The 25899-nt window shown below is 59.5% G+C and carries 28 protein-coding genes; 11 read left to right on the forward strand and 17 right to left on the reverse strand.

The genetic code is table 11. The annotated features are described in order from the left end of the window. Window positions 1–114: 114 nt before the first annotated feature. Both RA29_RS09360 and RA29_RS09365 read left to right on the forward strand, forming a co-directional pair. On the forward strand, window positions 115–723 hold the full coding sequence (locus RA29_RS09360; protein ID WP_039685190.1) for an alpha-ketoglutarate-dependent dioxygenase AlkB: 609 nt from the start codon (window positions 115–117) through the stop codon (window positions 721–723). A gap of 195 nt (window positions 724–918) precedes the next feature. Continuing rightward, entirely contained in the window at window positions 919–2004 is a 1086-nt protein-coding gene (locus RA29_RS09365; RefSeq protein ID WP_039685191.1) for a porin, read from the forward strand. A gap of 26 nt (window positions 2005–2030) precedes the next feature. Here RA29_RS09365 and RA29_RS09370 read toward each other — a convergent pair whose 3' ends face one another. Further along, on the reverse strand, window positions 2031–2855 hold the full coding sequence (locus RA29_RS09370; RefSeq protein ID WP_039685193.1) for an ABC transporter permease: 825 nt from the start codon (window positions 2853–2855) through the stop codon (window positions 2031–2033). A gap of 119 nt (window positions 2856–2974) precedes the next feature. Here RA29_RS09370 and cysQ point away from each other — a divergent pair, with 119 nt between their 5' ends. The 9 genes from cysQ to RA29_RS09415 all read left to right on the forward strand — a co-directional run bounded on the left by cysQ (window position 2975) and on the right by RA29_RS09415 (window position 13155). Then, the gene (cysQ, locus tag RA29_RS09375; protein WP_039685928.1) at window positions 2975–3772 is read left to right on the forward strand and encodes a 3'(2'),5'-bisphosphate nucleotidase CysQ; all 798 of its coding nucleotides are present in this window, start codon (window positions 2975–2977) and stop codon (window positions 3770–3772) included. After that, entirely contained in the window at window positions 3772–4572 is an 801-nt protein-coding gene (locus RA29_RS09380; protein WP_039685195.1) for a manno-octulosonate cytidylyltransferase, read from the forward strand. Before cysQ ends, RA29_RS09380 begins: the two co-directional genes overlap by 1 nt. Then, window positions 4569–5798 (forward strand): glycosyltransferase, encoded by a 1230-nt coding sequence (locus RA29_RS09385; protein ID WP_039685197.1) that lies wholly within the window; start codon window positions 4569–4571, stop codon window positions 5796–5798. Before RA29_RS09380 ends, RA29_RS09385 begins: the two co-directional genes overlap by 4 nt. Window positions 5799–5926: 128 nt before the next feature. Further along, on the forward strand, window positions 5927–6820 hold the full coding sequence (gene galU / locus RA29_RS09390; protein WP_039685930.1) for a UTP--glucose-1-phosphate uridylyltransferase GalU: 894 nt from the start codon (window positions 5927–5929) through the stop codon (window positions 6818–6820). 14 nt (window positions 6821–6834) lie between these two features. Continuing rightward, window positions 6835–7818: a UDP-glucose 4-epimerase GalE gene (galE, locus tag RA29_RS09395; RefSeq protein ID WP_039685198.1), complete on the forward strand. Its 984-nt coding sequence runs from the start codon at window positions 6835–6837 to the stop codon at window positions 7816–7818. A gap of 55 nt (window positions 7819–7873) precedes the next feature. Beyond that, a complete protein-coding gene (locus RA29_RS09400) occupies window positions 7874–8968 on the forward strand; it encodes a glycosyltransferase family 1 protein (protein WP_241462584.1) in 1095 nt (364 codons plus the stop codon). Between the two features lie 48 nt (window positions 8969–9016). Then, window positions 9017–10027 (forward strand): glycosyltransferase family 2 protein, encoded by a 1011-nt coding sequence (locus tag RA29_RS09405; protein ID WP_039685204.1) that lies wholly within the window; start codon window positions 9017–9019, stop codon window positions 10025–10027. Further along, a complete protein-coding gene (locus tag RA29_RS09410) occupies window positions 10024–11721 on the forward strand; it encodes a beta-1,6-N-acetylglucosaminyltransferase (RefSeq protein WP_039685205.1) in 1698 nt (565 codons plus the stop codon). Before RA29_RS09405 ends, RA29_RS09410 begins: the two co-directional genes overlap by 4 nt. 6 nt (window positions 11722–11727) lie before the next feature. Beyond that, entirely contained in the window at window positions 11728–13155 is a 1428-nt protein-coding gene (locus tag RA29_RS09415) for a nodulation protein NodH (RefSeq protein WP_039685206.1), read from the forward strand. Here the strand turns inward: RA29_RS09415 and RA29_RS09420 are convergent. The 16 genes from RA29_RS09420 to pcaF form a co-directional block, all read right to left on the reverse strand. Then, window positions 13152–13616, reverse strand: coding sequence for a PTS sugar transporter subunit IIA (locus tag RA29_RS09420; RefSeq protein ID WP_039685207.1), 465 nt, complete (start codon window positions 13614–13616; stop codon window positions 13152–13154). The two genes, RA29_RS09415 and RA29_RS09420, sit on opposite strands and share 4 nt — an antisense overlap. Window positions 13617–13652: 36 nt before the next feature. Next, window positions 13653–14216 (reverse strand): ribosome-associated translation inhibitor RaiA, encoded by a 564-nt coding sequence (raiA, locus tag RA29_RS09425; protein WP_039685208.1) that lies wholly within the window; start codon window positions 14214–14216, stop codon window positions 13653–13655. 219 nt (window positions 14217–14435) lie between these two features. After that, window positions 14436–15194, reverse strand: a complete 759-nt coding sequence (gene lptB / locus RA29_RS09430; protein WP_039685209.1) for an LPS export ABC transporter ATP-binding protein — start codon at window positions 15192–15194, stop codon at window positions 14436–14438. Continuing rightward, window positions 15194–15646, reverse strand: a complete 453-nt coding sequence (gene lptA / locus RA29_RS09435; RefSeq protein WP_152612994.1) for a lipopolysaccharide transport periplasmic protein LptA — start codon at window positions 15644–15646, stop codon at window positions 15194–15196. Before lptA ends, lptB begins: the two co-directional genes overlap by 1 nt. Before the next feature lie 40 nt (window positions 15647–15686). Continuing rightward, window positions 15687–16286, reverse strand: coding sequence for a hypothetical protein (locus tag RA29_RS09440; protein WP_039685211.1), 600 nt, complete (start codon window positions 16284–16286; stop codon window positions 15687–15689). A gap of 9 nt (window positions 16287–16295) precedes the next feature. Next, the gene (locus RA29_RS09445; RefSeq protein ID WP_039685212.1) at window positions 16296–17279 is read right to left on the reverse strand and encodes a KpsF/GutQ family sugar-phosphate isomerase; all 984 of its coding nucleotides are present in this window, start codon (window positions 17277–17279) and stop codon (window positions 16296–16298) included. Then, complete coding sequence (locus RA29_RS09450; RefSeq protein ID WP_039685213.1) at window positions 17276–17890, reverse strand: ribonuclease D; 615 nt, start codon at window positions 17888–17890, stop codon at window positions 17276–17278. Before RA29_RS09450 ends, RA29_RS09445 begins: the two co-directional genes overlap by 4 nt. A gap of 42 nt (window positions 17891–17932) precedes the next feature. Beyond that, complete coding sequence (locus RA29_RS09455) at window positions 17933–18679, reverse strand: PaaX family transcriptional regulator C-terminal domain-containing protein (protein WP_039685214.1); 747 nt, start codon at window positions 18677–18679, stop codon at window positions 17933–17935. Then, window positions 18669–20684 carry a phenylacetic acid degradation bifunctional protein PaaZ gene (gene paaZ, locus RA29_RS09460; RefSeq protein ID WP_039685215.1) on the reverse strand — a complete coding sequence of 672 codons (2016 nt, stop codon included), beginning with the start codon at window positions 20682–20684 and terminating at the stop codon, window positions 18669–18671. Before paaZ ends, RA29_RS09455 begins: the two co-directional genes overlap by 11 nt. Window positions 20685–20693: 9 nt before the next feature. Then, complete coding sequence (locus RA29_RS09465) at window positions 20694–21758, reverse strand: 2Fe-2S iron-sulfur cluster-binding protein (protein WP_039685216.1); 1065 nt, start codon at window positions 21756–21758, stop codon at window positions 20694–20696. Between the two features lie 10 nt (window positions 21759–21768). Next, window positions 21769–22125 (reverse strand): nuclear transport factor 2 family protein, encoded by a 357-nt coding sequence (locus tag RA29_RS09470; protein ID WP_039685217.1) that lies wholly within the window; start codon window positions 22123–22125, stop codon window positions 21769–21771. Between the two features lie 13 nt (window positions 22126–22138). Further along, window positions 22139–22606, reverse strand: a complete 468-nt coding sequence (gene paaD, locus RA29_RS09475; protein ID WP_082029493.1) for a 1,2-phenylacetyl-CoA epoxidase subunit PaaD — start codon at window positions 22604–22606, stop codon at window positions 22139–22141. Continuing rightward, window positions 22600–23298: a 1,2-phenylacetyl-CoA epoxidase subunit PaaC gene (paaC, locus tag RA29_RS09480; protein ID WP_039685218.1), complete on the reverse strand. Its 699-nt coding sequence runs from the start codon at window positions 23296–23298 to the stop codon at window positions 22600–22602. The genes paaD and paaC overlap by 7 nt, the downstream gene beginning before the upstream one ends. A gap of 20 nt (window positions 23299–23318) precedes the next feature. Then, the gene (paaB, locus tag RA29_RS09485; protein ID WP_039685220.1) at window positions 23319–23603 is read right to left on the reverse strand and encodes a 1,2-phenylacetyl-CoA epoxidase subunit PaaB; all 285 of its coding nucleotides are present in this window, start codon (window positions 23601–23603) and stop codon (window positions 23319–23321) included. Then, complete coding sequence (gene paaA / locus RA29_RS09490; RefSeq protein WP_039685221.1) at window positions 23600–24577, reverse strand: 1,2-phenylacetyl-CoA epoxidase subunit PaaA; 978 nt, start codon at window positions 24575–24577, stop codon at window positions 23600–23602. The genes paaB and paaA overlap by 4 nt, the downstream gene beginning before the upstream one ends. A gap of 4 nt (window positions 24578–24581) precedes the next feature. Then, window positions 24582–25784: a 3-oxoadipyl-CoA thiolase gene (gene pcaF / locus RA29_RS09495; protein ID WP_039685222.1), complete on the reverse strand. Its 1203-nt coding sequence runs from the start codon at window positions 25782–25784 to the stop codon at window positions 24582–24584. Window positions 25785–25899 lie beyond the last annotated feature (115 nt).

The following is a 25899-nucleotide window of genomic DNA, read 5'->3' on the forward strand; positions in this document are numbered from 1 at the left end:
TGCGCACGATTTCGTGCGCGCTGCGGCGTATATAAGGAGGGGATATAGGCGCTGCAACCATTCTGACAGGGTGCGAAAGGCCAAAATGTCTACATATTGAGGGGGACATGCGCGATGCGGGTCACGGTGCGGGGATTCGAGATTTACAAAGGGTATCTGGACCCGGCTGCGCAGGCGTCACTTGTGTCGGACGTGCGTCAGGTTGCCGAGGCGGCGCCGATGTTTTCGCCCGAGACGCCATATGGCAAGCCGATGTCGGTGCGCATGACGTCCGCCGGGTCCGTGGGCTGGTATGCGGATCGGTCGGGGTATCGCTATGCGCCGCAGCATCCGAGTGGTGTTGCGTGGCCAGCGATTCCGGAAGCTGTCCTGACGTTATGGACAGATTTGACCGGTCTTGATCGGATGCCGGATTGCTGCCTGATCAACTACTATGGGGAAGGCGCGCGGATGGGCATGCACCAGGACAAGGATGAGGCGGATTTCAAATGGCCGGTCCTTTCGGTATCTCTGGGTGATGCGGGCCTGTTTCGCATCGGGAACACCACGCGCGGGGGCAAGACCGAGTCGCTTTGGTTGGAAAGCGGAGATGTGGTGGTGATGGGGGGCGATGCGCGCCTCACCTATCACGGGGTGGACCGCATCCGCTTTGGATCATCATCGCTGTTGCCAAAAGGTGGGCGGATCAACCTGACCTGCCGTGTAGTGCACGCAGATTTGTAAAAGTTTGACGTCACGTTATTGAACCGTCCAGTTCAGTTCATAGGTGTGGTGCAGCACGCACCACTCCCCTGCGCGCTTTGACGACATGACGTTCCCAACCACGCGGCACTGGCTTTGCGTGAACAATCGCGTTCGCCTGTGCAGCCACTACATGACTGGACACATATCGTGAGACATCCCCAAAGACTTGTTCCCTTGTTTGCAGGCCTTGCCGGGCTGATTGCTTTGCCAGCTGTCGCAGATACGGTCTACACCTCGCCCGGTGGCGCGACCTTTACCCCCTATGGGCACCTGAATTTCGGTATCACGTCCTTTGATGACGGGCAGGATGAGACCAGTCAGTTCACGGACAATGCGGCGTCCACCTCGCGCCTTGGCTTTCGTCTGCGCCAGCAATTTGGCGAAAGCGAACTGACATTCCGGTTCGAGACATCCATCGGCTTTGCGTCGAGTGACGATTTCAGTCAGACGTCTGATCCTGACGACTTCGACTGGGACCAGACAAACCTGCGGCACGTGGACCTGATCTATGACACGGGTCGGTTCGGGACGTTCTATCTGGGTCAGGGCAGTATGGCGTCCGATGGGATCGGTCAGTTCGACACCTCGGGCACAGGCTTGGCCGCATCGGTCGCCATCGGTGACGTCGCAGGCGGGTTCGAGTTGCGCGAGGCCAACGGGGCATTGAGCGGTATCGAGATCGGGGACGCCTTTGCCACGTTTGACGGCACCCGCGCAGGCCGCATTCGGTATGACACGCCCGAGTTCAATGGCTTCACGTTGTCTATCGCGGCGGGTGAAAACATTCTGAGCGATAACAATGATGACGAGTTTTACGACATCGCCTTTAGCTATGAGGGCGACATTGGCCCCACCCAAGTGTCGGCCGGTGTGGGCTATTCCGTGCGTGAACGTCCCGGCAGCGAAGACCGCGAAGACACATTCGGCTCGGTCGCCGTGATGTTGCAAAATGGGCTGAACTTCGCCCTTTCCGCGGGCGATCGGAATACGGCGGGTAACTATGTCTATGCCAAGGTTGGGTATGAAACCGATTGGTTTGATGTGGGATCAACCGCTTTGTCCCTGGACTACTTCAGTGGATCGGATGCTGTATCGAACGGGGACGATGCAGAATCCTTTGGTATCGCGGTGGTGCAGGACTTTGATCGCCAGAACATTGAGGCCTATTTCGGCTTCCGCGACTATTCGTACTCTGACACGAGCGGTACGCAGTTTCAGGATGCGTCATCTTATATCATCGGGGCGCGTTGGAGCTTTTGATCTGACCGGCCTTGGAGCGCGCGGTGCTATCGCCGCGCGTTCCAGCTGATCGAGGCGTGGCGCCGCGTATAAAACTCGCCCATCAGCCCGATCATCAACAGCACAACGCCCACCCACCATGCGTATTCCCAAGTTGAGTAACGCGGGTTGTAGTTGATGAAGGTGAAGCCGCGCGACTGGTCAATAATGTGAAACAGCGGGTTCCAGTCGAACATGGCCAGCATGAAACTGGGCAACGTATTGGCGACGAACATCTTGCCTGACGCGATCATGTTGGCGCGCTGGTAGATGGTTGAGAAAATCGACACGAATGTCGGAAACCACGGTTTGATCGCAAGCAGGACCACGCCGAGCGCACAGCCGGTGAACCACGCCAGCAGCAGCATACCGAACGCCGCAAAGGGTTGTTCGATATGAATGGGCGTGAACGCGACATGGTAGATGAACAGAATCACAAACAGAGACAGCACTTGGATATAGAGCGCGCCGAGTGCAGCCGAGCAGATGGACACGATGGTGTTCATCGGCGCGTGTTGCATCATGGGACTGGCCGGACCTTCGGCACCCATGACCGCGCCCAGTGACTTCACATGTGTCATGTACAGGAAGATGCCTGTCATGATGTAGAGCAGAAAGTCGCCCCGGATCGCAGCACCGCGCAGGCCGAGGATCGAGAACATCACGTAGAATGCCAACACGAAGATGGCGGCCTGCAACATATTGAGCGCAATCGCCATAAAGGCGTTGTTGTGGCTTTTCCGCACGCTCCGCACGATCGAGTGATAGATCACCTCGAACATTGCGACGGCGCTGCCCAGGCCCGTCTGCGGTTTGCGCGTTGATTGAAACATAAGCGGTTTTGCCTCGTGCGGTGCGAAAGTCGCAGGGAAATCTTGCCGTTCCGTTATCGCGCGACCATAAGGACGACGCGGGCCGTTTTCAACAAATGCCCGACAATGGAGACTTTTTGATGACCTATGATGATTTGATCCCGGTGATACGCAAGCTGGCACTCGAGGCGGGCGACAAGATCATGGAGATCTATGACGCCGACGATTTCGATGTGAAAGTCAAATCCGATGACAGCCCTGTGACCGAAGCCGACGAGGCGGCGGATGCGCTGATCTCGGCGGGTCTGCGCGCTGCCTTTCCTGATGTGATGCTGGTGACTGAAGAACAGGCCGCCACGCACGACACGACCGGCACCACCTTCCTGATTGTCGATCCGCTGGATGGGACCAAGGAGTTCGTGCATCGCCGTGGCGACTTCACCGTCAACATTGCGCTGGTCGAAGATGGCGCGCCGACCCGTGGTGTCGTCTATGCGCCCGCCAAGGGGCGGATGTTCTACACGCAGGCCGATGGTCAAACGGTCGAAGAAACTGGCGCGCTGGACAAGGATACCGTGGGTGAGGTCACGCCTCTGTCCGTTGCCGACAGCGACAATACCGCATTGATGGTTGTCGCCTCCAAATCCCACCGGGATCAGGCGACGGATGACTACATCAACAAATATGCAGTCAAAGACATGAAAAGCGCGGGATCGTCCCTGAAATTCTGCCTTGTGGCGACGGGCGAAGCGGACATTTACCCGCGCGTTGGCCGTACGATGGAATGGGACACCGCCGCAGGGCATGCCGTGTTGAAGGGTGCAGGCGGCAAGGTGGTTCGGTTCGATGACCACTCCCCCCTTGCTTATGGCAAGGACGGATATGCGAACCCGTTCTTCATCGCCTATGCGCCTGCGGTGGACCTGAAACCGGCCTGATGTCCGTACTGATCGTCATTCCGGCCCGCTATGCGTCGTCCCGCTATCCGGGCAAGCCGCTTGTGCCTTTGACCGGTGCGACCGGGCAGGCACAAACGCTGATCGAGCGCAGCTGGCGGGCTGCCATGGCGGTGAGCGGGGTCGACCGCGTCGTGGTTGCGACCGACGATGATCGGATCAAGGCGGCGTCCGAAGCGTTCGGCGCCGAGGTCGTGATGACATCCGAAGCCTGTCAGAATGGGACTGAGCGCTGCGCCGAAGCGCATGCCGCGCTGGGCGGTGGATATGACGTGGTTGTCAATCTGCAGGGCGATGCGCCGTTGACCCCCGCCTGGTTCATCGAAGATCTTGTCGCTGGTCTGAACGCTGCGCCAGAGGCCGAGATCGCAACGCCGGTGCTGCGCTGTGACGGTGCCACGCTGCGCGGGTTTCTGGAGGATCGCAAAGCCGGGCGTGTTGGAGGTACCACCGCGGTGTTCGGCGCGTCGGGGCAAGCGCTGTATTTTTCGAAGGAAGTGATTCCCTTCACCAACGAAACCTACGCAGACGATGCGGACACACCGGTGTTCCACCATGTCGGGGTCTATGCTTATCGTCCGGATGCACTGGCTGCCTATTCCGGCTGGTCTGTTGGACCGCTTGAGAGCCTGGAAGGTTTGGAGCAGTTGCGGTTCCTTGAGAACGGGCGGCAGGTCCTGTGTGTCGAGGTCGAGGCGCGGGGGCGGCAGTTCTGGGAGCTGAACAACCCGGCGGATGTGCCCAAGATCGAGGCGATGATGGCGGAGATGGGTGTGGCATGACCCAACCCAAGGTCAGTGTTGTGGTGGTCAGCCGCGACCGGCCAGATGCGCTGACCTGGTGCCTGACGGGACTGTCGCAACTTCAGTACACCGCGTTTGAAATTGTCGTCGTCGCCGATCCACCGGGGTATGAGGCCGTTCAGGCGGGCCCCTTTGCAGATCAGGTCAAGCTGGTTCCCTTCGACCGCCCGAATATCTCGGAGGCGCGCAATCTTGGGATCAGCCACGCCGCCGGTGACATTGTCGCTTTCATTGATGATGACGCTGTGCCTGAACCCAGCTGGCTGCATCAGCTGATTGCCCCGGTATCCCGACCTGACGTGGCGGCGATGGGCGGTTTCGTGCGCGGGCGCAACGGTATCTCGTGGCAGTGGCAAGCCCGTACAGTCGATGAAACCGGTGCAACCGAAGCGCTGGAAGTCAGTCCGCACCGGGCGACGGTTCTGACACCAAAGGGTGCTCGCGCCATCAAGACCGAAGGGACGAACATGGCCGTGCGCCGTGACGTGTTGGTCGCGCTTGAGGGGTTTGATCCGGGTTTTGCCTTTTACCTTGATGAAACGGACCTGAACCTGCGCTTGAAACGGGCGGGCTATGCCACCGCCTTGGTGCCTGGGGCCGAGGTGCATCATGGATTTGCTGCAAGCCCACGGCGGCGCAAGGATCGCGTGCCCCGCGATCTGTTTGATATCGGGTCAAGCTGGGCCGTTTTTCAGCGCAAGTATCTGCAAGAGGCGCAGCGCCGCGACCACTGGCGGCACCTCAGGGAACATGAGCGCAGGCGCGTGCTGGAGCATATGGTGTCCGGACGGCTTTTGCCGCGAGACGTGCGCTATCTCATGGCGCGTCTTGATCAGGGGTACAGCCAGGGTTTGATGCGGCAACGCGGCGGTGCTCAGATTTCGAACAGTCCGGTGTCAGCATTCAAACCGTTTCCGGCGTCGCAGCGCGCATCGATCGTACTGGCGGGCCGAAGCTGGCAGCGCAAAAAGTTGCGGGCCGAAGCTGCCGAGAGAGCGCAGAGCGGAGACATCGTGACCTTGTTCCTGTTCTCGCCAACGGCGCTCTATCACACGGTCCGATTTGACCCTGCCGGATTCTGGGAGCAACGGGGTGGTGTGTTTGGTCGCTCTGTGCGAGAAGCGCCCTTGTTTCGAATGTTTACATTTTCTGAGCGGGTCGCGGCGGAAACACGCCGCATCGGCAAACAAAGGCTGATTTTTTGATGCTCTTGGCGCCTACAGGCAATATTTATCCGTCGTGGATGACCCATCAGGTTTTGGACATTTTTTTATCGTGATTTAGTAGTAAGACACGATCAAACCCGGATAACTTTTAAGTTCAGAGGATGATTATGCGAAAAAAGGTAACCAAAGCGATCTTTCCGGTGGCAGGTTTGGGCACGCGGTTCTTGCCGGCGACCAAATCCGTCCCGAAAGAGATCATGACACTCGTTGATCGTCCGCTGATCCAGTATGCCATTGATGAAGCCCGCGCCGCTGGCATCAAGGAATTCATCTTTGTTACATCGCGCGGCAAGGGCGCACTTGAGGACTACTTTGATCATTCGCCAACCCTGGAACAGGAGTTGCGCAAGAAGGGCAAGGACGACTTGCTGGACGTGCTCAAGGGCACCAACATGGATAGCGGTGCAATCGCGTATATCCGTCAGCACAAGGCGCTTGGCCTGGGCCACGCGGTCTGGTGCGCGCGGCGTCTGATCGGCAATGAACCCTTTGCCGTGATCCTGCCCGATGACGTGATTGCCGCAGACACGCCGTGCCTGCAGCAAATGGTCGAGGCTTACAACGAAACCGGCGGCAACGTGGTTGCCGCCATGGAGGTGCCGCCCGAGCGTGCGTCGTCCTATGGTGTCTTGGACATCAAGGAAGACATGGGTCATCTGGTCGAAGCCAAGGGCATGGTTGAGAAACCGGCTCCGGGCGAGGCACCCTCGAACCTGGCGGTCATTGGCCGCTACATTCTCACGACCAAGGTGCTGCGTTCCCTGAACCAGATGAAGTCGGGTGCGGGTGGTGAAATTCAGCTGACCGACGCGATCGCGAGCGAGATTGGCGGCGAAGATGGGGTCTATGGCTACCGCTTCCGTGGTCAGCGGTTCGACTGCGGTTCGAAGTCGGGCTTCTTGCAAGCGACTGTTGCGTTCGGCCTGGCCCGCGAAGAATTGCGGGATGACCTTTTGGGTTATATCCGTGATGTTGTCCAAATGGACAAGGCGGCCGAATAGAACGGAACGACAGCTTGGCACATTTGCTTGTCACTGGTGGAGCCGGTTACATCGGCTCCCACGCATGCAAGGCGTTGCGGAACGCGGGCTTTGTTCCCGTCACCTTTGACAACCTGGAAACCGGCTGGAGCGATGCCGTAAAGTTTGGGCCGTTTGTGCAGGGCGATCTTTTGGACCGTGCGGCCGTTGACCGCGCCTTTGCCGAATACAGTCCTGTTGCAGTCATGCACTTTGCCGCGCTCAGCCAGGTTGGCGAGAGCATGCAGGACCCAGGTCGCTACTGGCGCAACAACGTTATGGGTTCGCTGACGCTGATTGAAGCTGCCGTGGCTGCGGGGTGTCTGGATTTCGTATTCTCCTCGACCTGCGCCACCTATGGCGATCAGGACAATGTCGTGCTGGATGAAAGCAGTGCGCAACTGCCGATCAACGCCTATGGCGCATCAAAGCGCGCCATCGAGGATATGCTGCGCGACTTTGAAGCGGCCCATGGGCTGCGCCATGTGATTTTTCGCTATTTCAACGTGGCGGGTGCCGATCCAGAGGGCGAGGTGGGTGAGTTCCACCAACCTGAGACGCATCTTGTCTCCCTGATGCTTGATGCCATTGCTGGCAAGCGTGATGCGCTGACCGTTTACGGTACCGACTATGACACGCCTGACGGCACGTGCATTCGTGACTACGTGCATGTGTGCGATCTGGTGGACGCGCATGTGCTGGGCCTGAAGTGGTTGCAGGACGGCAAGGGCAGTCGGGTGTTCAATCTGGGCACCGGCAGTGGCTTTTCCGTGCGGGAAGTGATTGATCATTCGCGTGCTGTCACGAACAAGAGCGTGCCGTACGTAGACGGGGAACGGCGCCCCGGCGATTGCACCAAGCTGGTGTCGGGTTCCACGCGCGCCGAGGCCGAACTGGGTTGGACGCCGAAGCGGTCAACGCTAGACATCATGATCAAAGACGCCTGGAGATGGCACCAAACTGGGCACTACGACGCATAAACCCCCTACTGCACGCCTGCTGGATCTGACACGGCTGATGCGCCGGGTGGGGCGTGTGTTGACAGGGGTGGACCGGGTTGAGCGTGCTTACCTGCTTGCACTGCAGGACGCGCCGGAACCGCTCTATGGCCTCGTCCGATCAAGATATGGGTACATTCTGCTGGATCCGGGTGGCGTTGCTGAAATGACGCCGATCCTGTCCGGTCGCGCGAACAAGGGTCAGTGCGCGAGGGCGTGGCAGGTCGCGCGCCGCGCCGCCGTGTCGCGTGGATTACCTTGGGCACTGCCCCGCATGTTGCGGAAGCATGTCCCAGCGGGCAGTGCTTACCTGAACACCGGTCATTCGAATGTCACTGAGCGTGTCCTGCGTGCCATGGAAAGCGCCGAAATCTCCATCGCGGTGTTTGTTCACGATGTTATTCCGCTGGAGTTTCCCCACTTCCAGCGTGACGGATCTGTCACACCATTTCGGGCGATGATCGACCGCGTCGCGGCGCGTGCGGACCTGGTTATCTACAATTCCGACGACACGAAGACACGGGCCGAAGCACATATGCCGGACCGCATACCGCAATCTATTGTCGCCCATCTGGGAACAGAGATTGCCTCTCCGCAGCCCGAGGATCTGCCAAAGGACCTGCCGCCCGAGGGTCCTTACTTTGTCACACCGGGCACGATTGAGCCGCGCAAAAACCATGCCTTTCTGCTCGATCTATGGGACGAAATGGGTGCGGATGCGCCTGTTCTTGTCATTGCTGGGTCGCGCGGGTGGAAGAATGAAGCCGTCTTTTCGCGTCTCGACGCGCTGGGCAAGGGAAGCCGTGTCAGGGAAGTGTCCGGGCTCAGCGACGGTGCGTTAAGCGCTCTGGTCAGTGGTGCGGCTGGCGTTTTGTTGCCCTCTCATGCCGAAGGGTTCGGGCTTCCTGCGGTCGAGGCTGCGGCTCTTGGTGTTCCTGTGGTGGTGAACACGCTGGATGTCTATGGCGAGTTCCTCGGCGACATACCCATTTACGCAGACGTTTCAGATCGTTATCTGTGGATAAGGACAATCAAAACACTGACCGAAGCAGGGCAACGCACGTATCAGGATCACACGTTTGATTTGCCCAGTTGGGAGGCGCACTTCAAGACTGTGTTAAGGTTGACCTGATAGGCGCGGACAAGGCCGGACCTCTCGGCCGGCACAGGACGGGGTAATTTGGGTGCTTGGCAGTCATATAGGCTGAGGCTTCAGCGTAAGCGGTGGCGTATCCGGGCGTTCCGGAAGCGCAGGGAATTGTCGCGTATCGTAGACCGCACGGATCAGATCCGCCCCTCTGACCTGTTGTGCTTTTCCACCCAACGGAACGAAGCGATCCGGCTGCCGTATTTCCTGAACTACTACCGCGACATGGGCATCAACCATTTCCTGATCGTGGACAATGACAGTTCGGACGGGTCGCTTGATTATCTTGCTCAGCAGCCCGATGTGTCCGTCTGGTCGACCAAGGCCAGCTACAAACGCTCGCGCTTTGGCGTGGACTGGTTGAACTGGCTTCAGATGAAGTACGGGCATGGTCACTGGACGCTGGTTGTCGATCCGGATGAGTTCCTTGTCTATCCGTTCTGCGACACGCGGCCATTGCGGGCGCTGACCGATTGGCTGGACGCCTCTTCGATCAAGTCGTTTTCGGCCATGCTGCTCGACATGTACCCGAAAGGGCGCTTGGATGCGCAGCCCTATGTTGCCGGGCAGAACCCGATGGAGATTGCCAGCTGGTTCGACAGCGGCAACTATACGATTTCGAAGAACCATGCGCTGGGAAATCTGTGGATTCAGGGCGGCCCCCGGGCACGTGTCTTTTTCCCCGACGAACCGGCCCGCGCGCCTGCGCTGAACAAGATACCGCTGGTCAAGTGGGACCGGCGCTATGCCTATGCCAGCTCGACCCATATGCTGTTGCCCCGTGGTCTGAACCAGGTGTTTGACGAATGGGGTGGTGAAAAGGCCTCGGGCGTTTTGTTGCATGCCAAGTTTCTCGACACGTTCACGGCCAAGGCGGCCGAGGAACTGGCCCGCAAGCAACACTATTCGGCTTCGGTTGAATACAAGGCGTATGCTGCAACCATGCGCGATGATCCGGATCTGTGGTGCAAGTGGTCCGAAAAGTACATCAACTGGCGCCAGCTTGAGATTCTGGGCCTGATGTCCAAGGGCAACTGGGCATGAGCGTCGGTATCGTCATGCTGGTGCATACCGCACTTGATCGCGCCGAACAGGCGGCGCGGTTCTGGGCCACCGGTGGCTGCCCGGTGGTCATCCATGTCGACGTAAACGTGCGGAAGCCGATATTTGAGGCTTTTGCAAAGGCGCTGTCTGACGTGCCAATGATCAAGTTTTCAAAGCGGTTCCGCTGTGAATGGGGCACCTGGGGCATCGTGGCCGCCAGTCAGGCCGCATCAGAGATGATGCTGGATAGCTTTCCGGATATGCGTCATGTCTACCTGGCGTCCGGGTCCTGTTTGCCGCTGCGCCCGGTCGATGAACTGGTCGATTACCTTGCCGATCGACCCCGGACGGATTTCATCGAAAGCGCTACCACGGCCGATGTCCCCTGGACCGTCGGTGGTCTGGACCACGAACGTTTTACCCTGCGCTTTCCATTCTCGTGGAAGCGGAACCGGTTCCTGTTTGATAAATACGTCGACCTGCAGCGCAAGTTTGGCATGAAGCGCAAGCTTCCAGCGGGCATTGTGCCGCATATGGGCAGCCAATGGTGGTGCCTGACGCGCCAAACCCTTTCGGCGATCCTTCAAGGCCCCGACCGTCAGGAATACGATGCCTATTTCAAGCAGGTGTGGATCCCGGACGAAAGCTATTATCAGACACTGGCGCGGCAATATTCGATTGAGATCGAAAGCAGGTCACTGACCCTGTCCAAGTTCGATTTCCAGGGCAAGCCTCACATTTTTTATGATGATCACCTGCAGCTTTTGCGCCGGTCCGACTGTTTTGTCGCGCGCAAGATCTGGCCCCATGCCAATCGTCTGTATGACGCATTCCTGACTGATCCGGCAGGCGCGATGAAGCGGACCGAGCCCAACCCGGGCAAGATTGACCGCATCTTTGCCAAGGCTGTTGAGCGCCGTACGCGCGGTCGGCCCGGGCTTTACATGCAAAGCCGTTTTCCGAACGAAGACTGGGAAAACGGGGTAACGGCGGCGCCTTATTCGGTCTTTCAGGGCTTTACCGAAATCTTTGAGAATTTCGAGCCATGGTTGGCCAAGGCAACGGGCGCGCGGGTGCATGGTCATCTGTTCCATCCCAAGCGCGTCGAGTTTGCGGATGGTGAGACGACGCTGAACGGTGCCCTCAGCAACAGCCCCAAAACGCGCGATTACAACGCCAATGCCTTTCTGACCAACCTGATCTGGAACACGCGCGGCGAACGGCAATGCTTCCAATTTGGCCCCGATGACAATCAGGCCGTCAATTGGAAGATCGCCAAGGACCCGAACGCGCAAATCTCAGTTATCTCGGGCGCCTGGTCGGTTCCTCTTTTTCGGTCGAACCTGAACTTCATGGACATCCGGAAAGAGGCAGCGCGCCTGCAAAAGATCGAAAGCGATCACCTTGACGTGTTGCGGTCGCCCTATGCCAAGGCGCGCATTCGCATCTGGACCATGGCCGAATTTGTCGAGGCACCGATGGAGCCCTTGCAGGGCATATTGGACGAGATTGGCCTGACCCACGCCCGTCGCTTGTCCGAGGTGCCGAAGCTCGCAAACCTGACGGGTTTTGGTCAGTTCCTGCAAAACCTGAAAAACCAGGGCATGCACCCGTATTTGATGGGTGATTTTCCCGTGGCACTCGGCCCCAAGGTGGCCGAGGCTCCGCCACGCAAACCTTACTTGGTGCGTTAATTCTCTATGGCCAATTTCGACTATTTCGTTGTGTTCGCAGAGATGCGCACAGGGTCCAATTTTCTTGAGACGAACCTGAACGCCTTTGACGGCATCTCGTGTCACGGAGAGGCTTTCAACCCGTTTTTCATCGGTTACCCGAACAAGGATGACATTCTGGGCGTCACGTTGGCCGCACGGGATGACAATCCGAAAACCCTGTTGCGCGCGATAAAGAAAGCGCCGGATCTGAACGGGTTTCGTTATTTCCACAACCATGATCCGCGCATCTTTGACAAGATCATGGACGATCCAAAATGCGCCAAGATCGTGCTGACGCGCAATCCGGTTGACAGCTATGTCTCTTGGAAGATTGCGCGGGCCACCGGCCAATGGAAGCTGACGGATGCCAAGGCGCGCAAGGATGGCAGAGCCACATTTGATGCAGACGAGTTCGCGGCCCATCTGGGTGCGCTGCAGGATTTTCAGGTGACCTTGCTGAACCGTCTGCAGGCATCGGGCCAGACCGCATTCTACCTTGCCTACGAGGATTTGCAGAGCTTGAGCGCCATGAACGGCCTGGCCAAGTGGTTGGGTGCGAACAGTACGCTTGAGGCATTGGACAAGAGCCTAAAGGTGCAAAACCCCAGTGCGTTGTCTGACAAGGTCAGCAATTTCCGGCATATGACCGATGCGTTGTCCGGTCTGGACCGGTTCAATCTGACGCGCACACCGAATTTCGAACCGCGGCGTGGTGCGGCTGTGCCCACTTACTTCGCCAGCCAGACTGCCCCGCTCATGTATCTTCCGGTTCGTGGTTGGCCAGAGGATCAGGCGCTGCGTTGGATGCAGGCGATAGATGGGGTTGAGGGCGCTAAGCCTGCATCGAAGTTGTCACAGAATGAAATGCGGGATTGGATGCGTGCCCATCCGGGCCACCGCAGTTTCAGTGTCCTGCGCAATCCGCTGGCCCGTGCCCACGCTGTGTTCTGCCACCGCATTCTGAATACGGGCCAGGGCGGCTACGGCGGCATCCGTTCCGTTCTGATCAAGCGGTACAAGATGGTCCTGCCCGATGATCCGGGCGCGGCCACCTACGACAAGGCTGCGCACAGGGATGCGTTCGCGGCCTTCCTGACGTTTCTCAAGGCCAATCTAAATGGCCAGACATCTGTGCGGGTGGACCCAGATTGGGCAAGCCAAGCCAAGATTATCGAGGGGTTTGCCGAGTTTGTCCTGCCGGATCGGTTGGTCCGCGCTGAAACGATGGCTGACGAATTGGCTGAACTGGGCGCAGCGGTCGGGCTGAACTCTGTGCCCGAACCCGGCGCTGCGGCTGCCGACGCGCCCTATCAATTGATCGACATTTACGATTCACAAATCGAAGAGATGTGTCGCGCCGTTTACGCTCGCGACTACCTGATGTTCGGCTTCAAAGACTGGGCGCCGGCCTAGGCGGCCTGCGCAGGTTTCGCTTCGTTCAGGATTGCAAAAAGCGTGCTGGCGTCGGGATTGGCGCGCAGCTTGGTGCAAATGGCCGGGTCGCGCAATGTGCGCGACACCAAGGCCAGCGCCTTGAGATGTTCAACGCCCGCCTCTTCGGGCGCAAACAAGGCAAAGGCGATGTCGACCGGCTGACGGTCAACCGCGTCGAAATCAATGGGCTTGTCGAGCAGAACAAACGCGCCGATCACGTCCGAGACGTCATCAAGCCGTGCATGGGGCAGCGCAACGCCATTGCCCACACCCGTGGGCCCCAATGCCTCGCGTGCGATCAAGGATTCGACCACTTGCCCGGCATTCACGTCATAGGCGCTTTGCACAAGATCACCGATCTCGTGAAAAAGCCGCTTCTTGGACGAGGCGGAGGTCACGACCTTGACCGCCTCGGGTTTCAAAAGGGTCCCAAAATTCATTCTGCTCGCTTGTCGGTGCGCCGTGGCACCGATCCCTTACGGGTCGATCCAGCCAATGTTCCCGTCATCGCGACGGTAGACCACGTTCAGCCCGTCTTTCCCTTCGTTTCGGAACACCAGCACAGGGGCGCCCGCCAATTCCATTTGCATGACCGCTTCACCGACCGAAAGGGATGGGATCTTGGTTTCCATCTCGGCCACGATCATTGGCTGCAGGGTCTCAGGCTCCGAGTCGCCTGCGCCATCGTCAGAGGCGAGGATATAAGAGGCTGCGCCGGAGAGTTCAACCGGCTGCGCGCGTTCCTTGTGATGGTCCTTGAGCCGCCGCTTGTAGCGCCGCAACTGCTTTTCCATTTTATCGGAACAGCCGTCAAAAGCGGCATAGATTTCAGTGGCATGGGCCTTGGCCTGGGCGGTCAGGCCGGTAGACAGGTGCACGGTCGCCTCGCAGACGAATTCATGTGCCGACTTGGAAAACACGACTTGGGCATTGGTCGGGCGTTCGGCATATTTCTGCACAACTGCCCCCAAATCATCCCGTACATGGGTTTGCAGCGCTTCGCCGATGTCGATCTGTTTGCCACTGATTTGATACTGCATTCTTGCTCCTTCTGGTATGTCCGCGACGCACGTCCTTGACCACCAAGTCATTGGCGGCGCTGACGTATCTAGAATGGCGGATTTGGCCTGTCGTGACCCTGATCTATGTCAACACGCCTCGGATGGGCGACGACATTGCAGATCATGGACAGCGTGACAGCCATACCGGTATTGCACGCCAAAAGTGCACCCGGAGTCAATGAAAAGCGGTTGTGTCGGTTACCCGATCCGGAAGTTCTCGCCCAGATAGACGCGGCGCACATTCTCGTTCTGTACCACGTCGTGTGGTGTGCCGGACATCAACACCTGCCCATCGTGCAGAATATAAGCGCGGTCCACGATTTCGAGCGTTTCACGCACATTGTGGTCCGTGATCAGCACGCCAATCCCACGCTTTTTCAGATCGCCAACCAGATGCCGGATGTCTCCGACAGAAATCGGGTCCACCCCGGCAAAGGGTTCGTCCAAAAGCAGGTATTTCGGATCCGCTGCGAGTGATCGCGCAATCTCCACCCGGCGCCGTTCCCCGCCAGACAGGGCCAGCGCGGGGGCGCGGCGCAAATGTTCGATCGAAAACTCGCTTAGTAACTCTTCGAGCCGTTCGCGCCGTTTGTGGCGATCCGGTTCAGTGATGTCGAGGATGGCAAGGATGTTGTCCTGCACGCTCAGCCCGCGAAAGATGCTCATCTCTTGCGGCAGATACCCGATCCCCATTTGCGCACGGCGATACATGGGCAGGTTGGTGACATCCGCACCGTCCAGCGTGACGGAACCACCCTCGGCAGTGACGAGGCCTGCGACAGCATAAAAGGTTGTCGTTTTGCCGGAACCGTTTGGCCCCAGCAATGCCACGACCTCGCCCCGGTTCAGCTCCATGGAAAAGTCCCGGATCACCAGCTTCTTGCGGTAGGACTTGCGCAAATGCGAAATGCGCAGACCGGATGAGCCCTCCGCCACTTTCAGGTCAGGGGCCGCCATCAGTCGCTACCGGTTTGCAGGATCGTTTTGACGCTGCCCTGCATCCGTGCGGTGCCGTCTTCGAGGTTGACGGTCATCCGTTCGGACGCAATCGCGCTTTGCCCTTGGGTCAGCAGTACGTCACCGGTCATCACGATCAGTCCGGTGTCGATGCTGTAATCAGCACGTTGGGATTCGGCCGCATCCGGGCCAGATACCAACGTGACGCCACCGGTTGCTTCCATCCGTTCGATCCCCGCCTGATTATCGCGATAGATCACAAGCACGCGGGGTGCAGACAGGCGCATCTCACCCTGACCGATGACCACGTTGCCCGTGAACACCGCGGCCCCCGTTTCCTGATCCACGTTCAATTCGTCCGCACTCACCTCGACGGGGGCGGACGTATCCTGCTGGATCGCGCCAAAGGCAACCTGGGTGCCCTGTGCGTAAAGTGGAGTGATCAGACCCATCAGGATCAGGCAGGCTATGGCACGCAAAAAAGTCACGGGTCTATTCTTCTTCCAAGTCTTGCGGGCGGTATATCAACTTTACGCCGTTTGTGAAAACCAATTGGGCGTTCTCGCCCCCGCCCGGCTTTTCCAGACGCATGTTGCCAGCTTCCAACGTGCCGGACAGGCCCGTTCCATTCACTGGCCCGGGCGATATGACGGTCATGTTTTCGAAGTCGGTCAGCAGTTCTTCGGAGTTTAGCTTGTATCCGGTCGATGTGGTGATCACGACGTTGCCTTCAAGCGATGAGGCGCCGCGCATCATGTCGAAGGCTCCCCTGTCCGAAAACAAAACCACGCGCGTCCCTCCCGCGAGGTCGATATGCGCGGCTAGCTCTGTGGCGGTGTTGCTCTGACCATCGGCAGTCACCATCGTCCCGGCAGAGACCGAGATACGGTCGCCGCTGCTGGAGGTGCCGGAAAAGAACGGCGCCGTTACTTGCTGGCCCTGCAATCGTTCCTGAATCTCTGTCTCTGCGAACGGGACCGACGCCATCGGATCGATGTTGCGCGACAGCAGGAACAGCGTGGACAGCAGGGCAAGCGCCGCTAGCGGCAGCAGCACCTTGAGCCAGGCGACGAGCTTTGAATACCTGTCCATGCCATGTCCTTAACCCAGCCCCACGCGCAAACAGTCGTGGATGTGAATGAGGCCCAGCGGCGTGCTGCCATTGTCCTCTTCCGCCACGAACAGGCACGTCACCGACCGCTCACCGGCGCGCCCGTTCATGATACTGACCGCTTCTTGCGCCAGAATGTCCGGGCCTATTGTTCTAGGAGAAATGGTCATCACGTCGCGGGCCTTCAAGCCCAGCAACCGGTCGCTCATATGACGTCGCAGGTCACCGTCGGTGATGATGCCAACGAGGCTGCCCACGCCGTTTGTGACCCCAACAACGCCAAAGCCCTTTTCGCTGATCTCAAGCAGTGCGTCGGCCATGGTCGTGTCCTCACCAACCAGCGGCATGGAGGTGCCGCCGTGCATCAGGTCGGATACGCGCGTCAATTGGGCGCCCAACTTGCCACCGGGGTGGAAGTCGCGGAAATGCTCGGCGGTAAATTCCCGATGCTCCATCAGTGCTACGGCGAGCGCATCCCCCAGCGCGAGTGTCAGCGTGGTCGATGTTGTGGGCACAACGCCTGTGCCGCACGCTTCACCCAGATCGGGCAATTGCAGGACGACATCGCACGCGACGCCCAACGCGCTTTTCGGTGCCTTGGTAATGCCGATCAGCGGAATGTCGAACCGCCGGGAAAAGGCGATCATGTTCGCCAGTTCGGGTGCTTCGCCGGAGTTCGAGATTGCCAGTACCACATCAGCCCGCGTCACCATGCCCAGATCGCCATGGCTCGCCTCGGCCGGATGCACAAATTGTGCGGGCGTGCCCGTGCTGGCCAGCGTCGCGGCAATCTTGCGCGCAATATGCCCTGACTTTCCGATCCCCGTCACGATCACCCGGCCTGTCGCGTTCAGCAGAACGTCGATGGCCGCGCGAAAGGTTTCATCCAGACCGTCAGCCAGGATGCCAAGCGCGTCTGCTTCCGTCCGGATCACCCGCCGTGCGGTGTCGATGAAAGGGGTCTTGCCGCTCATGAGTGGGCGAAGATGTCCGTGTCGGGCCAGCCCGCCAGGTCCAGACGCGCGCGCATGGGCAGGAAGTCGAAACATGCCTGCGCGATCTCCATCCGTCCCTCGCGCTCTAACCGCTCGTTGAGCGCCTCGCGCAGTTTGTGCAGGTACAGAACGTCCGATGCCGCATATTCCAACTGCGCATCGGTCAGTGTGTCGGCACCCCAGTCGCTGGATTGCTGCTGCTTCGAGATGTCGATGCCCAGCATTTCCTGAAGCAGGTTCTTCAACCCATGCCGGTCAGTGTATGTGCGGATCAGGCGGCTCGCGATCTTGGTGCAATAGACGGGTGCTGTGACCGCGCCAAAGGCGTTCAACATCGCCGCAATGTCGAAGCGACCGAAGTGAAAGAGCTTGAGTACGTTCGGGTCTTCGAGCAAGCGGCACAGGTTCGGTGCCTCGGTCTGTCCCAGCTTGATCTGCACGATGTGTGCGTTGCCGTCACCGCCCGATAGCTGCACCACACACAGCCTGTCGCGGTGCGGGTTCAGGCCCATGGTTTCGCAGTCGATGGCGACGACCGGTCCCAAATCAAGGTCATCGGGCAGGTCGGAAATATGCAAATGGTTCGTCATGCGCCCGCTATAACGCGCGTTTCGCCCTTGGGAAAGCGCGCTTTAGGCGGGTTTTATCGCATCCAGTGCGGGGCGCGGATACCGCTCCAGCAAGGTTTGCACCAGCGCCCGGCAGTCATGGCCCCGCCAATCGGGCGAATGGGCTGTCCGTGGCAAGTCCGGGTGTTTCAGGGTCAGCCGCCGCCAGGCGTGCACGATCAGCACCCGCAACGCTGCGGTTTGAACGGGCGTCATGTCCTGATCCAGTTCTTCCGAGATGTCGGTCAGAACGGCGTGCAGCGACTTGTAGGCGTCGCGCATCCCCTCCGTCTCGATCTGTGATCCCAGCCAAGGGGGCAGGCTGTCTGGCGTGAGGCGCATGGCGTCTGACGGCAGCGGTTCGGTTGAACTGCATAGAAACAGGCGGGATGCGATCTGTGCAAACCTGGTTGGATCAAGCTCTGTGTTGCCCTGCATCAGAATGGCCACAGCCTCGGTCGCCTGACCGCCACCATAGATGCGCCCGCGTGCCGCATCACTGTCCGACCGTCCCTTGGCGGTCAGACTGTGCAGGCTATTGCGCCCCTGTTTCGCCGAACTCACCCACCCGTCGCTGCGCAGGCGGTGCAGGGCCACGCGCGACGCCTCGGGCTTGATCCCGATCTCGCCCATGATGGCCGAAAGCGTCGGCCCATTCAGCGGCTGATCCGGCGCCAGATCGCCAAAAACAGTCACTAACAAGGACCAAACCCGTAACGGGCCAAGGTCGCTCAGGCTTTGAAGGGCTTGGGAATAAGCGTCAGTAGGCATTCATGGTCAGCAGTTCATACTCTGCCACCACATCATCATCTTGGTTGGTCAATGTCACGTGCCAACGCACTTCGCCGTAGTCATCGTTCCGCGGCGTCTTTGCCTTGACCGTCAGGCGTACCTTTATGCTGTCGCCTGCTTCCACCGGCTTCATGAAGCGCAGGTTGTCGAGGCCCGTGTTCGCCAGTACCGGCCCCGGATCGGGCTGCACGAACAGACCGGCGGCAAAACTGAGCAACAGATAGCCATGCGCCACGCGACCCGGGAAAAACGGGTTCGCCTTGGCTGCCGCATCGTCCATATGAGCATAGAATGTATCGCCGGTGAAATGAGCAAACGTCTCGATGTCGTCCAATGTCACCATGCGCGATGGGCTGTTGAATGTGTCGCCCAAAGCCAGATCGTCAAAGCGCCGGGTGAAGGGGTGAGGTTTGTCAGATGCCTCTGTCCCGCCTGGCACCCAACGCTGCCCGATGGCCGTCAGGATGTCGGGATTGCCCTGAATGGCCGTGCGCTGCATATAGTGTTTGACTGCGCGAATACCGCCCAGTTCCTCACCACCGCCCGCGCGGCCCGGTCCGCCATGCACCATGTGCGGCAAGGGCGCACCATGCCCTGTCGCCTCCGCCATGCTGTCGCGGTTGTTGAAATAAAGCCGCCCGTGGAACGCGGCAGAGGCCATCGTGATCTCACGCGCCACATCTGGGTCGTGGGTGATGACGGATGCGACCAGCGATCCCTTGCCCCGGTTCAGCAATTCCGCAGCGTGGCCCAAATCGCGGTATGGCATGATTGTCGAAACTGGGCCAAAGGCTTCGACATCATGCACCGCTTGCGCCGCGTCCGGATCGGCACAGTGAAACAGCATCGGCGGTAGAAAGGCACCCTTGCTGCCCGCCATGGCAAAATCGTCCGGGTTACCAAATACTCGTTCCGCCTCTGATCCGATCTGTGCAGCCTTTTCCAAAACATCGTTTTTCTGCGTGTTAGAGACCAATGCACCCATTTTCGTGGCCTCATCACGCGGATCGCCAATGGTCACGTTCTCAAGCCGCGCGCGGATTGCTGCCACCACTGCATCCACTTGCGCCTCTGGCACCATGATCCGCCGAATGGCCGTGCATTTCTGCCCGGCCTTCGCCGTCATCTCCCGCTGCACTTCCTTCACGAACAGATCGAACTCAGCGCTTCCAGGTTTGGCATCCGGCCCGAGAACGCTCGCGTTCAGACTGTCCTGTTCCGCAGTAAAGCGCACCGCGTTATCCAGCAAGTTCGCGTTGCTCCGCAGCTTGCGCGCCGTGTCGGCGGACCCTGTGAATGTCACCACATCCTGGCAATCCAGATGATCCAGTAGATCGCCAACGCCGCCAGACACAAGCTGCAACGCGCCTTCGGGCAGATACCCGCTGTCAATCATCAGGCGCACGCAGGCTTCGGTGACATAGGACGTCGCTGTCGCAGGCTTCACAATCGCGGGCACACCGGCCAGCAGTGTGGGAGCCACCTTTTCCAGCATCCCCCAGACCGGGAAGTTGAAGGCGTTGATATGCAGCGCAGCGCCTTGCAGCGGGGTACAGATGTGCTGGCCAAAAAACTGACCGCCACGCCCCAACTGCTCGGGCGGGCCATCCAGATACACCTGCGCATCCGGCATCTCGCGCCGACCTTTCGACGCAAACACCAGCATGGTGCCGATCCCACCATCAATGTCGATCAGGTGGTCGGACTGCGTGGCCCCCGTGTCAAAGCTGAGGTCATAAAGCACCTGCCGATGCTCCCGCAGATGCAGGGCCAGCGCCTTGAGCATCTTGGCCCGTTCATGAAATGTCATCGCGCGCAGGGTAGGGCCGCCAACATCGCGGGCATAGGCGCGCATCGCTTGCACATCCAGCGCGTCATTCCCGGCCTCGGCAATGACGTCACCGGTGATGGCGCTTGCAATCGACCGCGCCCCGGCCCCCGGCGGCACCCAGGCGCCCGCCGCAAATGAATGAACCTGGCGCATGATAGCCCCCTAGTGTTGATCGTAGTCGATGCTGAGCGTGTCGCTGATCGGATAGCACTGGCAGGTCAGGACAAAGCCTGCCTCGACCTCGTAATCCTCAAGCGCATGGTTGGTCAGCATCTCGTATTCGCCGTCCGTCACCTTGGCTTTGCAGGTCGAACAAACGCCCGCTTTGCAGGCGAATGGCGCGTCGAGGGAATTGGCCAAAGCAGTCTCTAACACCGACGAATCCTTGGCCATCTCCATCTGATGTGTTGTACCGTCCAGCGTGATCTGCACGGTCGTTTCCGCCGCGCCCTCGGCCCGCGCGCTGACGGCTTGTTTTGCCAAACGACCCTGCTGGCCCGCGCCAAAGAGCTCGAATTTGATCTGATCCTTGGTTAGCCCGTGCGTCTCCAGCGCCTCAGAAATGGCAAGCATCATCGGCTCTGGCCCGCAGATAAAGGCGGTGTCGACCGCCCCAACATCAATCCAGGATTTGAAGAGCAGCGCGCATTTCTCCTGATCGACACGGCCGGAAAACAGGTCGATGTCCTGCCCGGTTTCCAGCACGTGGATCAGTGTCAGGCGGCCCATGTAGCGGTTCTTCAGATCCTCCAGTTCCTCGCGGAACATGATCGTGTGGACCGCCCGATTGGCATAAACGAGGGTAAATGTGCTGTCTGGCTCGCGCGCAAGTACGGTTTTCAGGATCGATAGGACTGGCGTGATCCCGGACCCACCAGCAAAACCAAGGTAGGATTTGCACTTGTTAGGGTTTATTTCGGTGCCAAACTGCCCCATCGGCGCCATGGCGTGCAACGTGTCGCCCACCTGCAGCTCGGTATTGGCAAAGGTCGAAAATGCGCCGCCGTCGACGCGCTTGACCCCAACCTGCAGCTTGCCGTCATCCAGCCCGGCGCAGATGGAATAGTTCCGACGCAGCTCGGTCCCGTCGAAATCCTGTTTGAAGGTCAGGTACTGGCCGGGTGTGAAACGAAAGGTATCCGGTTCATCCGGTTGCAGCGTCAGCACCACCGCATCGCGGATCGTGCGGTGGATATCTGTTACAGTCAGAGGGTGGAATTGCGCCATGGTCAGCCTGTCAGTAGTGGCGGAACAGCTTGGCTGAGATACGCCAGGTGCCGTCATCCAGCTGAATGATCTGGAAGTGATTTTCGAAGGACATGCCCAGCAAGTTGCGTTCGGTGATCGAGGCTGTCGCGATCTTGTCATCGACCTTCAGCCCGGTGATCTCACCGCTGTAGTCGTCGCCGACCTCATTTGCCTCAAGTGCGCCGTAAAATGGTTCCGGCCCGCCATGTAGCAAGTCCGGCCCGAGCCAGCCGGTCATGACGGCGCCATCGTGAAACACGGTTCTCAATAGGTCGATGTCGCGGGTGCGGGTGCCTTCGATATAGGCTTCGACAACCGCGCGTGCGGATGCTGTGACATCGGTCATGGCAAGTCCTCCGTTAAATGCACTTGAAGTAATCAAAGGGTTCCAGGCAATCCGTGCAGCGCCATTGCGCCTTGCACGGGGTCGAGCCGAACTGGCTGATCTTCTCGACCTGGCTCGACTGGCAACGAGGGCATCGCTTTGGCCCGCCCGCGGGTTGCGGTGGCGCGATGCCATAGCTCTCCAGCTTGGCCTTGCCGGTGTCCGTCATCCAGTCGGTTGTCCAGGGCGGGGCGATTTGCCTTTTTAGAGACAGGTTTTCGATCCCTTTCGCATGCAGCGCGGTCTCAATCTCCATGTTGATGATGCTGGTGGCAGGGCAGCCGGAATAGGTGGGGGTCACGGTCACTTCCAGCGTGTCGTCCAGCCACTGCACGTTCCGGATGATCCCCAGATCGACCAGCGAGATGACCGGGATTTCCGGGTCCGGGATGGCTGCAAGCCAGGTCCAGACCTCTTCCACCGATGCGCGCGTCGTCACCATGTCGCATCCGGGTGGCTGCGGGGCAGCACCTGCATCGTCGCCAGCATGTGGCCCAGATGTTCGGTATGCCGCGCCCCGGTCTTGCCGCCCATATGCGCAAAGTCACTGTCGGGGCGTGACAAGGTCGCCTCCGCCAAAACAGTCTCTAAATAAGCGTCAAATGCGGGTCTCAGGGCCGACACGTCCATCAGATCGTCTTCATCCGTGCTGAACATCTCGCCCACATAAGGCCATAGCCGATCCAACGCCGCCTGCATCCGCTCATGGCTTTCCTCAGTTCCGTCGCCCAACGCGATGACGGTATCGGAAGAGCGTTCGCGATGATACGTCACCTCTTTCACAGACTTCTGGGCGATGGCGGCAATCTCGGCATCCTCATGCTCGGTTAAGGCCTTCAACGCCTCCAGATGCCACGCATCGAACAGGAATTGCCGCATCATGGTGACGCCGAAATCCCGGTTCGGCTGCTCGACCACCAAGAGGTTGCGAAAGTCCCACGCATCGCGGTGATAGGCGAGCGTGTCAGCAGTCCGCCCCTTGCCCTCACGTTCAGCAGCAAGGCCAAGCCAAAGCTGCGTTTGCCCGATCAAATCAAGCGCCGTGTTGGCGAGCGCAATGTCTTCCTCCAGCGCCGGCGCATGGCCGCACCATTCCGACACTCGCTGGCCCAGCACCAGTGTGTTGTCCCCCATGCGGATGAGACCCTGGACGCTCACATCGCCCCCACATCATCAGGAATGTCGAAGAAAGTCGGGTGGCGATACACCTTGTCATCCGCCGGGTCATAGAGTGACCCCTTGTCGTCGGGAGATGATGCCGTGATGTCGGCGGCAGGCACCACCCAGATGCTCACCCCTTCCTTGCGACGGGTATAAACGTCGCGCGCGTTTTGGATTGCGTGCTCGGCATCAGCGGCATGAAGCGAGCCGACATGCCGGTGGCTCAGCCCGTGCTGACCGCGAATGAACACTTCCCAAAGGGGCCATTCCTGTTTCATTCCGCCGCCACCTTTGCTGCCCGTTTTTTCGCGGCATGCGCCAGCCGCGCCTCGCGCACCCATGCGCCATCGTCCCACGCTTTCTGCCGCGCCTCGATCCGCTCGACCGAACAGGGGCCGTTGCCCTTCAGCACGTCAAAGAACTCGGACCAGTCCGGCTCGGCAAAGTCGTAGCCGCCCTTTTCCTCGTTCCATGCAAGCGTCTCGTCCGGGATCGTGAGGCCCAGATACTCCGCCTGCGGCACCGTCTGATCCACGAATTTCTGGCGCAGCTCGTCGTTGGAATTCATCTTGATCTTCCACGCCATCGATTGCTCGGAATGCACGCTTTCCTTGTCCGATGGACCAAACATCATAAGGGACGGATACCAGAACCGGTTCAGCGCATCCTGCGCCATGCGCTTCTGCGCTTCGGTCCCGTTCGCCATCTTCATCATGATGTCGAAGCCCTGACGCTGGTGGAACGACTCTTCCTTGCAAATGCGCACCATCGACCGAGCATATGGGCCGTACGATGTGCGCTGCAACGGCACTTGATTCATGATGGCGGCTCCATCAACCAACCAGCCAACCGCACCCATATCGGCCCATGTTAGGGTCGGATACGCAAAGATGGAGGAGTACTTCATCCGCCCATCCAGCAGCATTTCGGTCAGCTCATCGCGGCTCACACCCAGCGTCTCGGCGGCGCAATACAGGTACAGACCATGTCCGGCCTCATCCTGCACCTTGGCCAGCAGGATCGCCTTGCGTTCCAGCGTGGGCGCACGTGTGATCCAGTTGCCTTCGGGCAGCTGGCCGACAATCTCGGAATGCGCATGTTGACTGATCTGTCGGATCAACGTCTTGCGATAGCCTGCGGGCATCCAATCCTTCGGCTCGATCTTTTCGCCTGCGTCGATACGCGCCTGAAATGCGGCCAGCTTTTCAGGATCGTCCTGCGTCGCTTCGGATGTGATCATCTGTGCATACATCGTCTCAAGCCCTTTCGAGTATCATGGCGACCCCTTGCCCCACACCCACACACATGGTGCAGAGGGCATAGCGGCCGCCGGTGCGTTTCAATTGATAGGCGGCGGTCATCACCAACCGTGCGCCTGACATGCCCAGCGGATGCCCAATCGCGATGGCGCCGCCCTGCGCATTCACGCGCGGATCGTCATCGGCGACCCCAAAGCTACGCAGCGTCGCCAGCCCCTGCGAAGCAAAGGCCTCGTTCAACTCTATCACATCCATCTGGTCGATGCTGAGGCCCGCGCGCTTCAGCACCTTCTCCGATGCAGGCACCGGCCCGATCCCCATCACGCGCGGCTCAACCCCGGCGGCGCACATGCCAACGATCCGCGCCATAGGTGTCAGGCCCTGCGCCTCTGCCGCCTCGGTCGAGGCAATGAGCATCGCTGCCGCACCGTCATTCACGCCGGAGGCATTGCCTGCCGTCACGCTCAACTCTGTCCCGTTGATCCCACGCAAGCCCGCCAGCTTCTCTGCACTTGTACTGGGGCGCGGGTGCTCATCCGTATCCACCAAAACCGGCTCGCCCTTGCGCTGCGGGATCGTCACCGGCGCAATTTCCTCGGCAAAGGCGCCAGCCTCGTGTGCCGCAGCCCAACGCGCCTGCGACCGGGTGGCAAAGGCATCCTGCGCCTCGCGCTCGACCTTCCAGTCAGCCGCAACGTTGTCAGCGGTCTGCGGCATGGAATCGATGCCATATTCCGACTTCATCTTCGGGTTCACAAAACGCCAGCCGATGGTTGTGTCGTACACCTGATTTGCACGCGAAAACGCGGCTTCCGCCTTTGGCATGACAAAAGGCGCGCGGCTCATGCTTTCGATCCCGCCGGCGATGACCATATCCATGTCGCCCGCCTTGATCCCACGCGCCGCGATGCCGACGGCGTCCATGCCCGACGCACACAGCCGGTTCACCGTTATCCCCGGCACATCCACCGGCAGACCCGCCAGCAATCCGGCCATACGCGCCACATTGCGATTGTCCTCGCCCGCCTGATTGGCGCAGCCCATGACGACATCATCGATGGCGGCCCAGTCAACATCCGGATTGCGCGCCATCAAGGCAGCAATCGGCGCTGCCGCCAGATCATCGGCCCGAACGCCGGACAAAGCACCGCCATATCGCCCGATAGGCGTGCGCTGCGCGTCACAAATCCATGCGTCCATGAAACTCCTCCTGACGGGAAAGTAGGGCAGTCGCCGATTCCGATCAATCATAAATGTTACACAGATGCTTGATTGGTGGAAAATTTGTAACGCTTTATCACGCCCACTGGACCAT

It is taken from the genome of Tateyamaria sp. ANG-S1 (assembly GCF_000814025.1).
Lineage (GTDB): Bacteria > Pseudomonadota > Alphaproteobacteria > Rhodobacterales > Rhodobacteraceae > Tateyamaria.

What these genes read in the sequence shown, in the direction of transcription:
- paaA (WP_039685221.1), bottom strand. Translation starts at nt 24,577, where the DNA reads ATGTATGCACAGATGATCACATCCGAAGCGACGCAGGACGATCCTGAA.
- lptB (WP_039685209.1), bottom strand. Translation starts at nt 15,194, where the DNA reads ATGGCGGCCCCTGACCTGAAAGTGGCGGAGGGCTCATCCGGTCTGCGC.
- paaZ (WP_039685215.1), bottom strand. Translation starts at nt 20,684, where the DNA reads ATGCGCCAGGTTCATTCATTTGCGGCGGGCGCCTGGGTGCCGCCGGGG.
- paaD (WP_082029493.1), bottom strand. Translation starts at nt 22,606, where the DNA reads ATGGTGACGACGCGCGCATCGGTGGAAGAGGTCTGGACCTGGCTTGCA.
- lptA (WP_152612994.1), bottom strand. Translation starts at nt 15,646, where the DNA reads ATGGGTCTGATCACTCCACTTTACGCACAGGGCACCCAGGTTGCCTTT.
- RA29_RS09465 (WP_039685216.1), bottom strand. Translation starts at nt 21,758, where the DNA reads ATGGCGCAATTCCACCCTCTGACTGTAACAGATATCCACCGCACGATC.
- RA29_RS09470 (WP_039685217.1), bottom strand. Translation starts at nt 22,125, where the DNA reads ATGACCGATGTCACAGCATCCGCACGCGCGGTTGTCGAAGCCTATATC.
- RA29_RS09360 (WP_039685190.1), top strand. Translation starts at nt 115, where the DNA reads ATGCGGGTCACGGTGCGGGGATTCGAGATTTACAAAGGGTATCTGGAC.
- RA29_RS09380 (WP_039685195.1), top strand. Translation starts at nt 3,772, where the DNA reads ATGTCCGTACTGATCGTCATTCCGGCCCGCTATGCGTCGTCCCGCTAT.
- RA29_RS09415 (WP_039685206.1), top strand. Translation starts at nt 11,728, where the DNA reads ATGGCCAATTTCGACTATTTCGTTGTGTTCGCAGAGATGCGCACAGGG.
- RA29_RS09450 (WP_039685213.1), bottom strand. Translation starts at nt 17,890, where the DNA reads ATGACGAACCATTTGCATATTTCCGACCTGCCCGATGACCTTGATTTG.
- paaC (WP_039685218.1), bottom strand. Translation starts at nt 23,298, where the DNA reads ATGGGGGACAACACACTGGTGCTGGGCCAGCGAGTGTCGGAATGGTGC.
- raiA (WP_039685208.1), bottom strand. Translation starts at nt 14,216, where the DNA reads ATGCAGTATCAAATCAGTGGCAAACAGATCGACATCGGCGAAGCGCTG.
- RA29_RS09420 (WP_039685207.1), bottom strand. Translation starts at nt 13,616, where the DNA reads ATGAATTTTGGGACCCTTTTGAAACCCGAGGCGGTCAAGGTCGTGACC.
- pcaF (WP_039685222.1), bottom strand. Translation starts at nt 25,784, where the DNA reads ATGGACGCATGGATTTGTGACGCGCAGCGCACGCCTATCGGGCGATAT.
- RA29_RS09445 (WP_039685212.1), bottom strand. Translation starts at nt 17,279, where the DNA reads ATGAGCGGCAAGACCCCTTTCATCGACACCGCACGGCGGGTGATCCGG.
- RA29_RS09385 (WP_039685197.1), top strand. Translation starts at nt 4,569, where the DNA reads ATGACCCAACCCAAGGTCAGTGTTGTGGTGGTCAGCCGCGACCGGCCA.
- RA29_RS09410 (WP_039685205.1), top strand. Translation starts at nt 10,024, where the DNA reads ATGAGCGTCGGTATCGTCATGCTGGTGCATACCGCACTTGATCGCGCC.
- RA29_RS09440 (WP_039685211.1), bottom strand. Translation starts at nt 16,286, where the DNA reads ATGGACAGGTATTCAAAGCTCGTCGCCTGGCTCAAGGTGCTGCTGCCG.
- galU (WP_039685930.1), top strand. Translation starts at nt 5,927, where the DNA reads ATGCGAAAAAAGGTAACCAAAGCGATCTTTCCGGTGGCAGGTTTGGGC.
- RA29_RS09455 (WP_039685214.1), bottom strand. Translation starts at nt 18,679, where the DNA reads ATGCCTACTGACGCTTATTCCCAAGCCCTTCAAAGCCTGAGCGACCTT.
- paaB (WP_039685220.1), bottom strand. Translation starts at nt 23,603, where the DNA reads ATGAAACAGGAATGGCCCCTTTGGGAAGTGTTCATTCGCGGTCAGCAC.
- RA29_RS09370 (WP_039685193.1), bottom strand. Translation starts at nt 2,855, where the DNA reads ATGTTTCAATCAACGCGCAAACCGCAGACGGGCCTGGGCAGCGCCGTC.
- cysQ (WP_039685928.1), top strand. Translation starts at nt 2,975, where the DNA reads ATGACCTATGATGATTTGATCCCGGTGATACGCAAGCTGGCACTCGAG.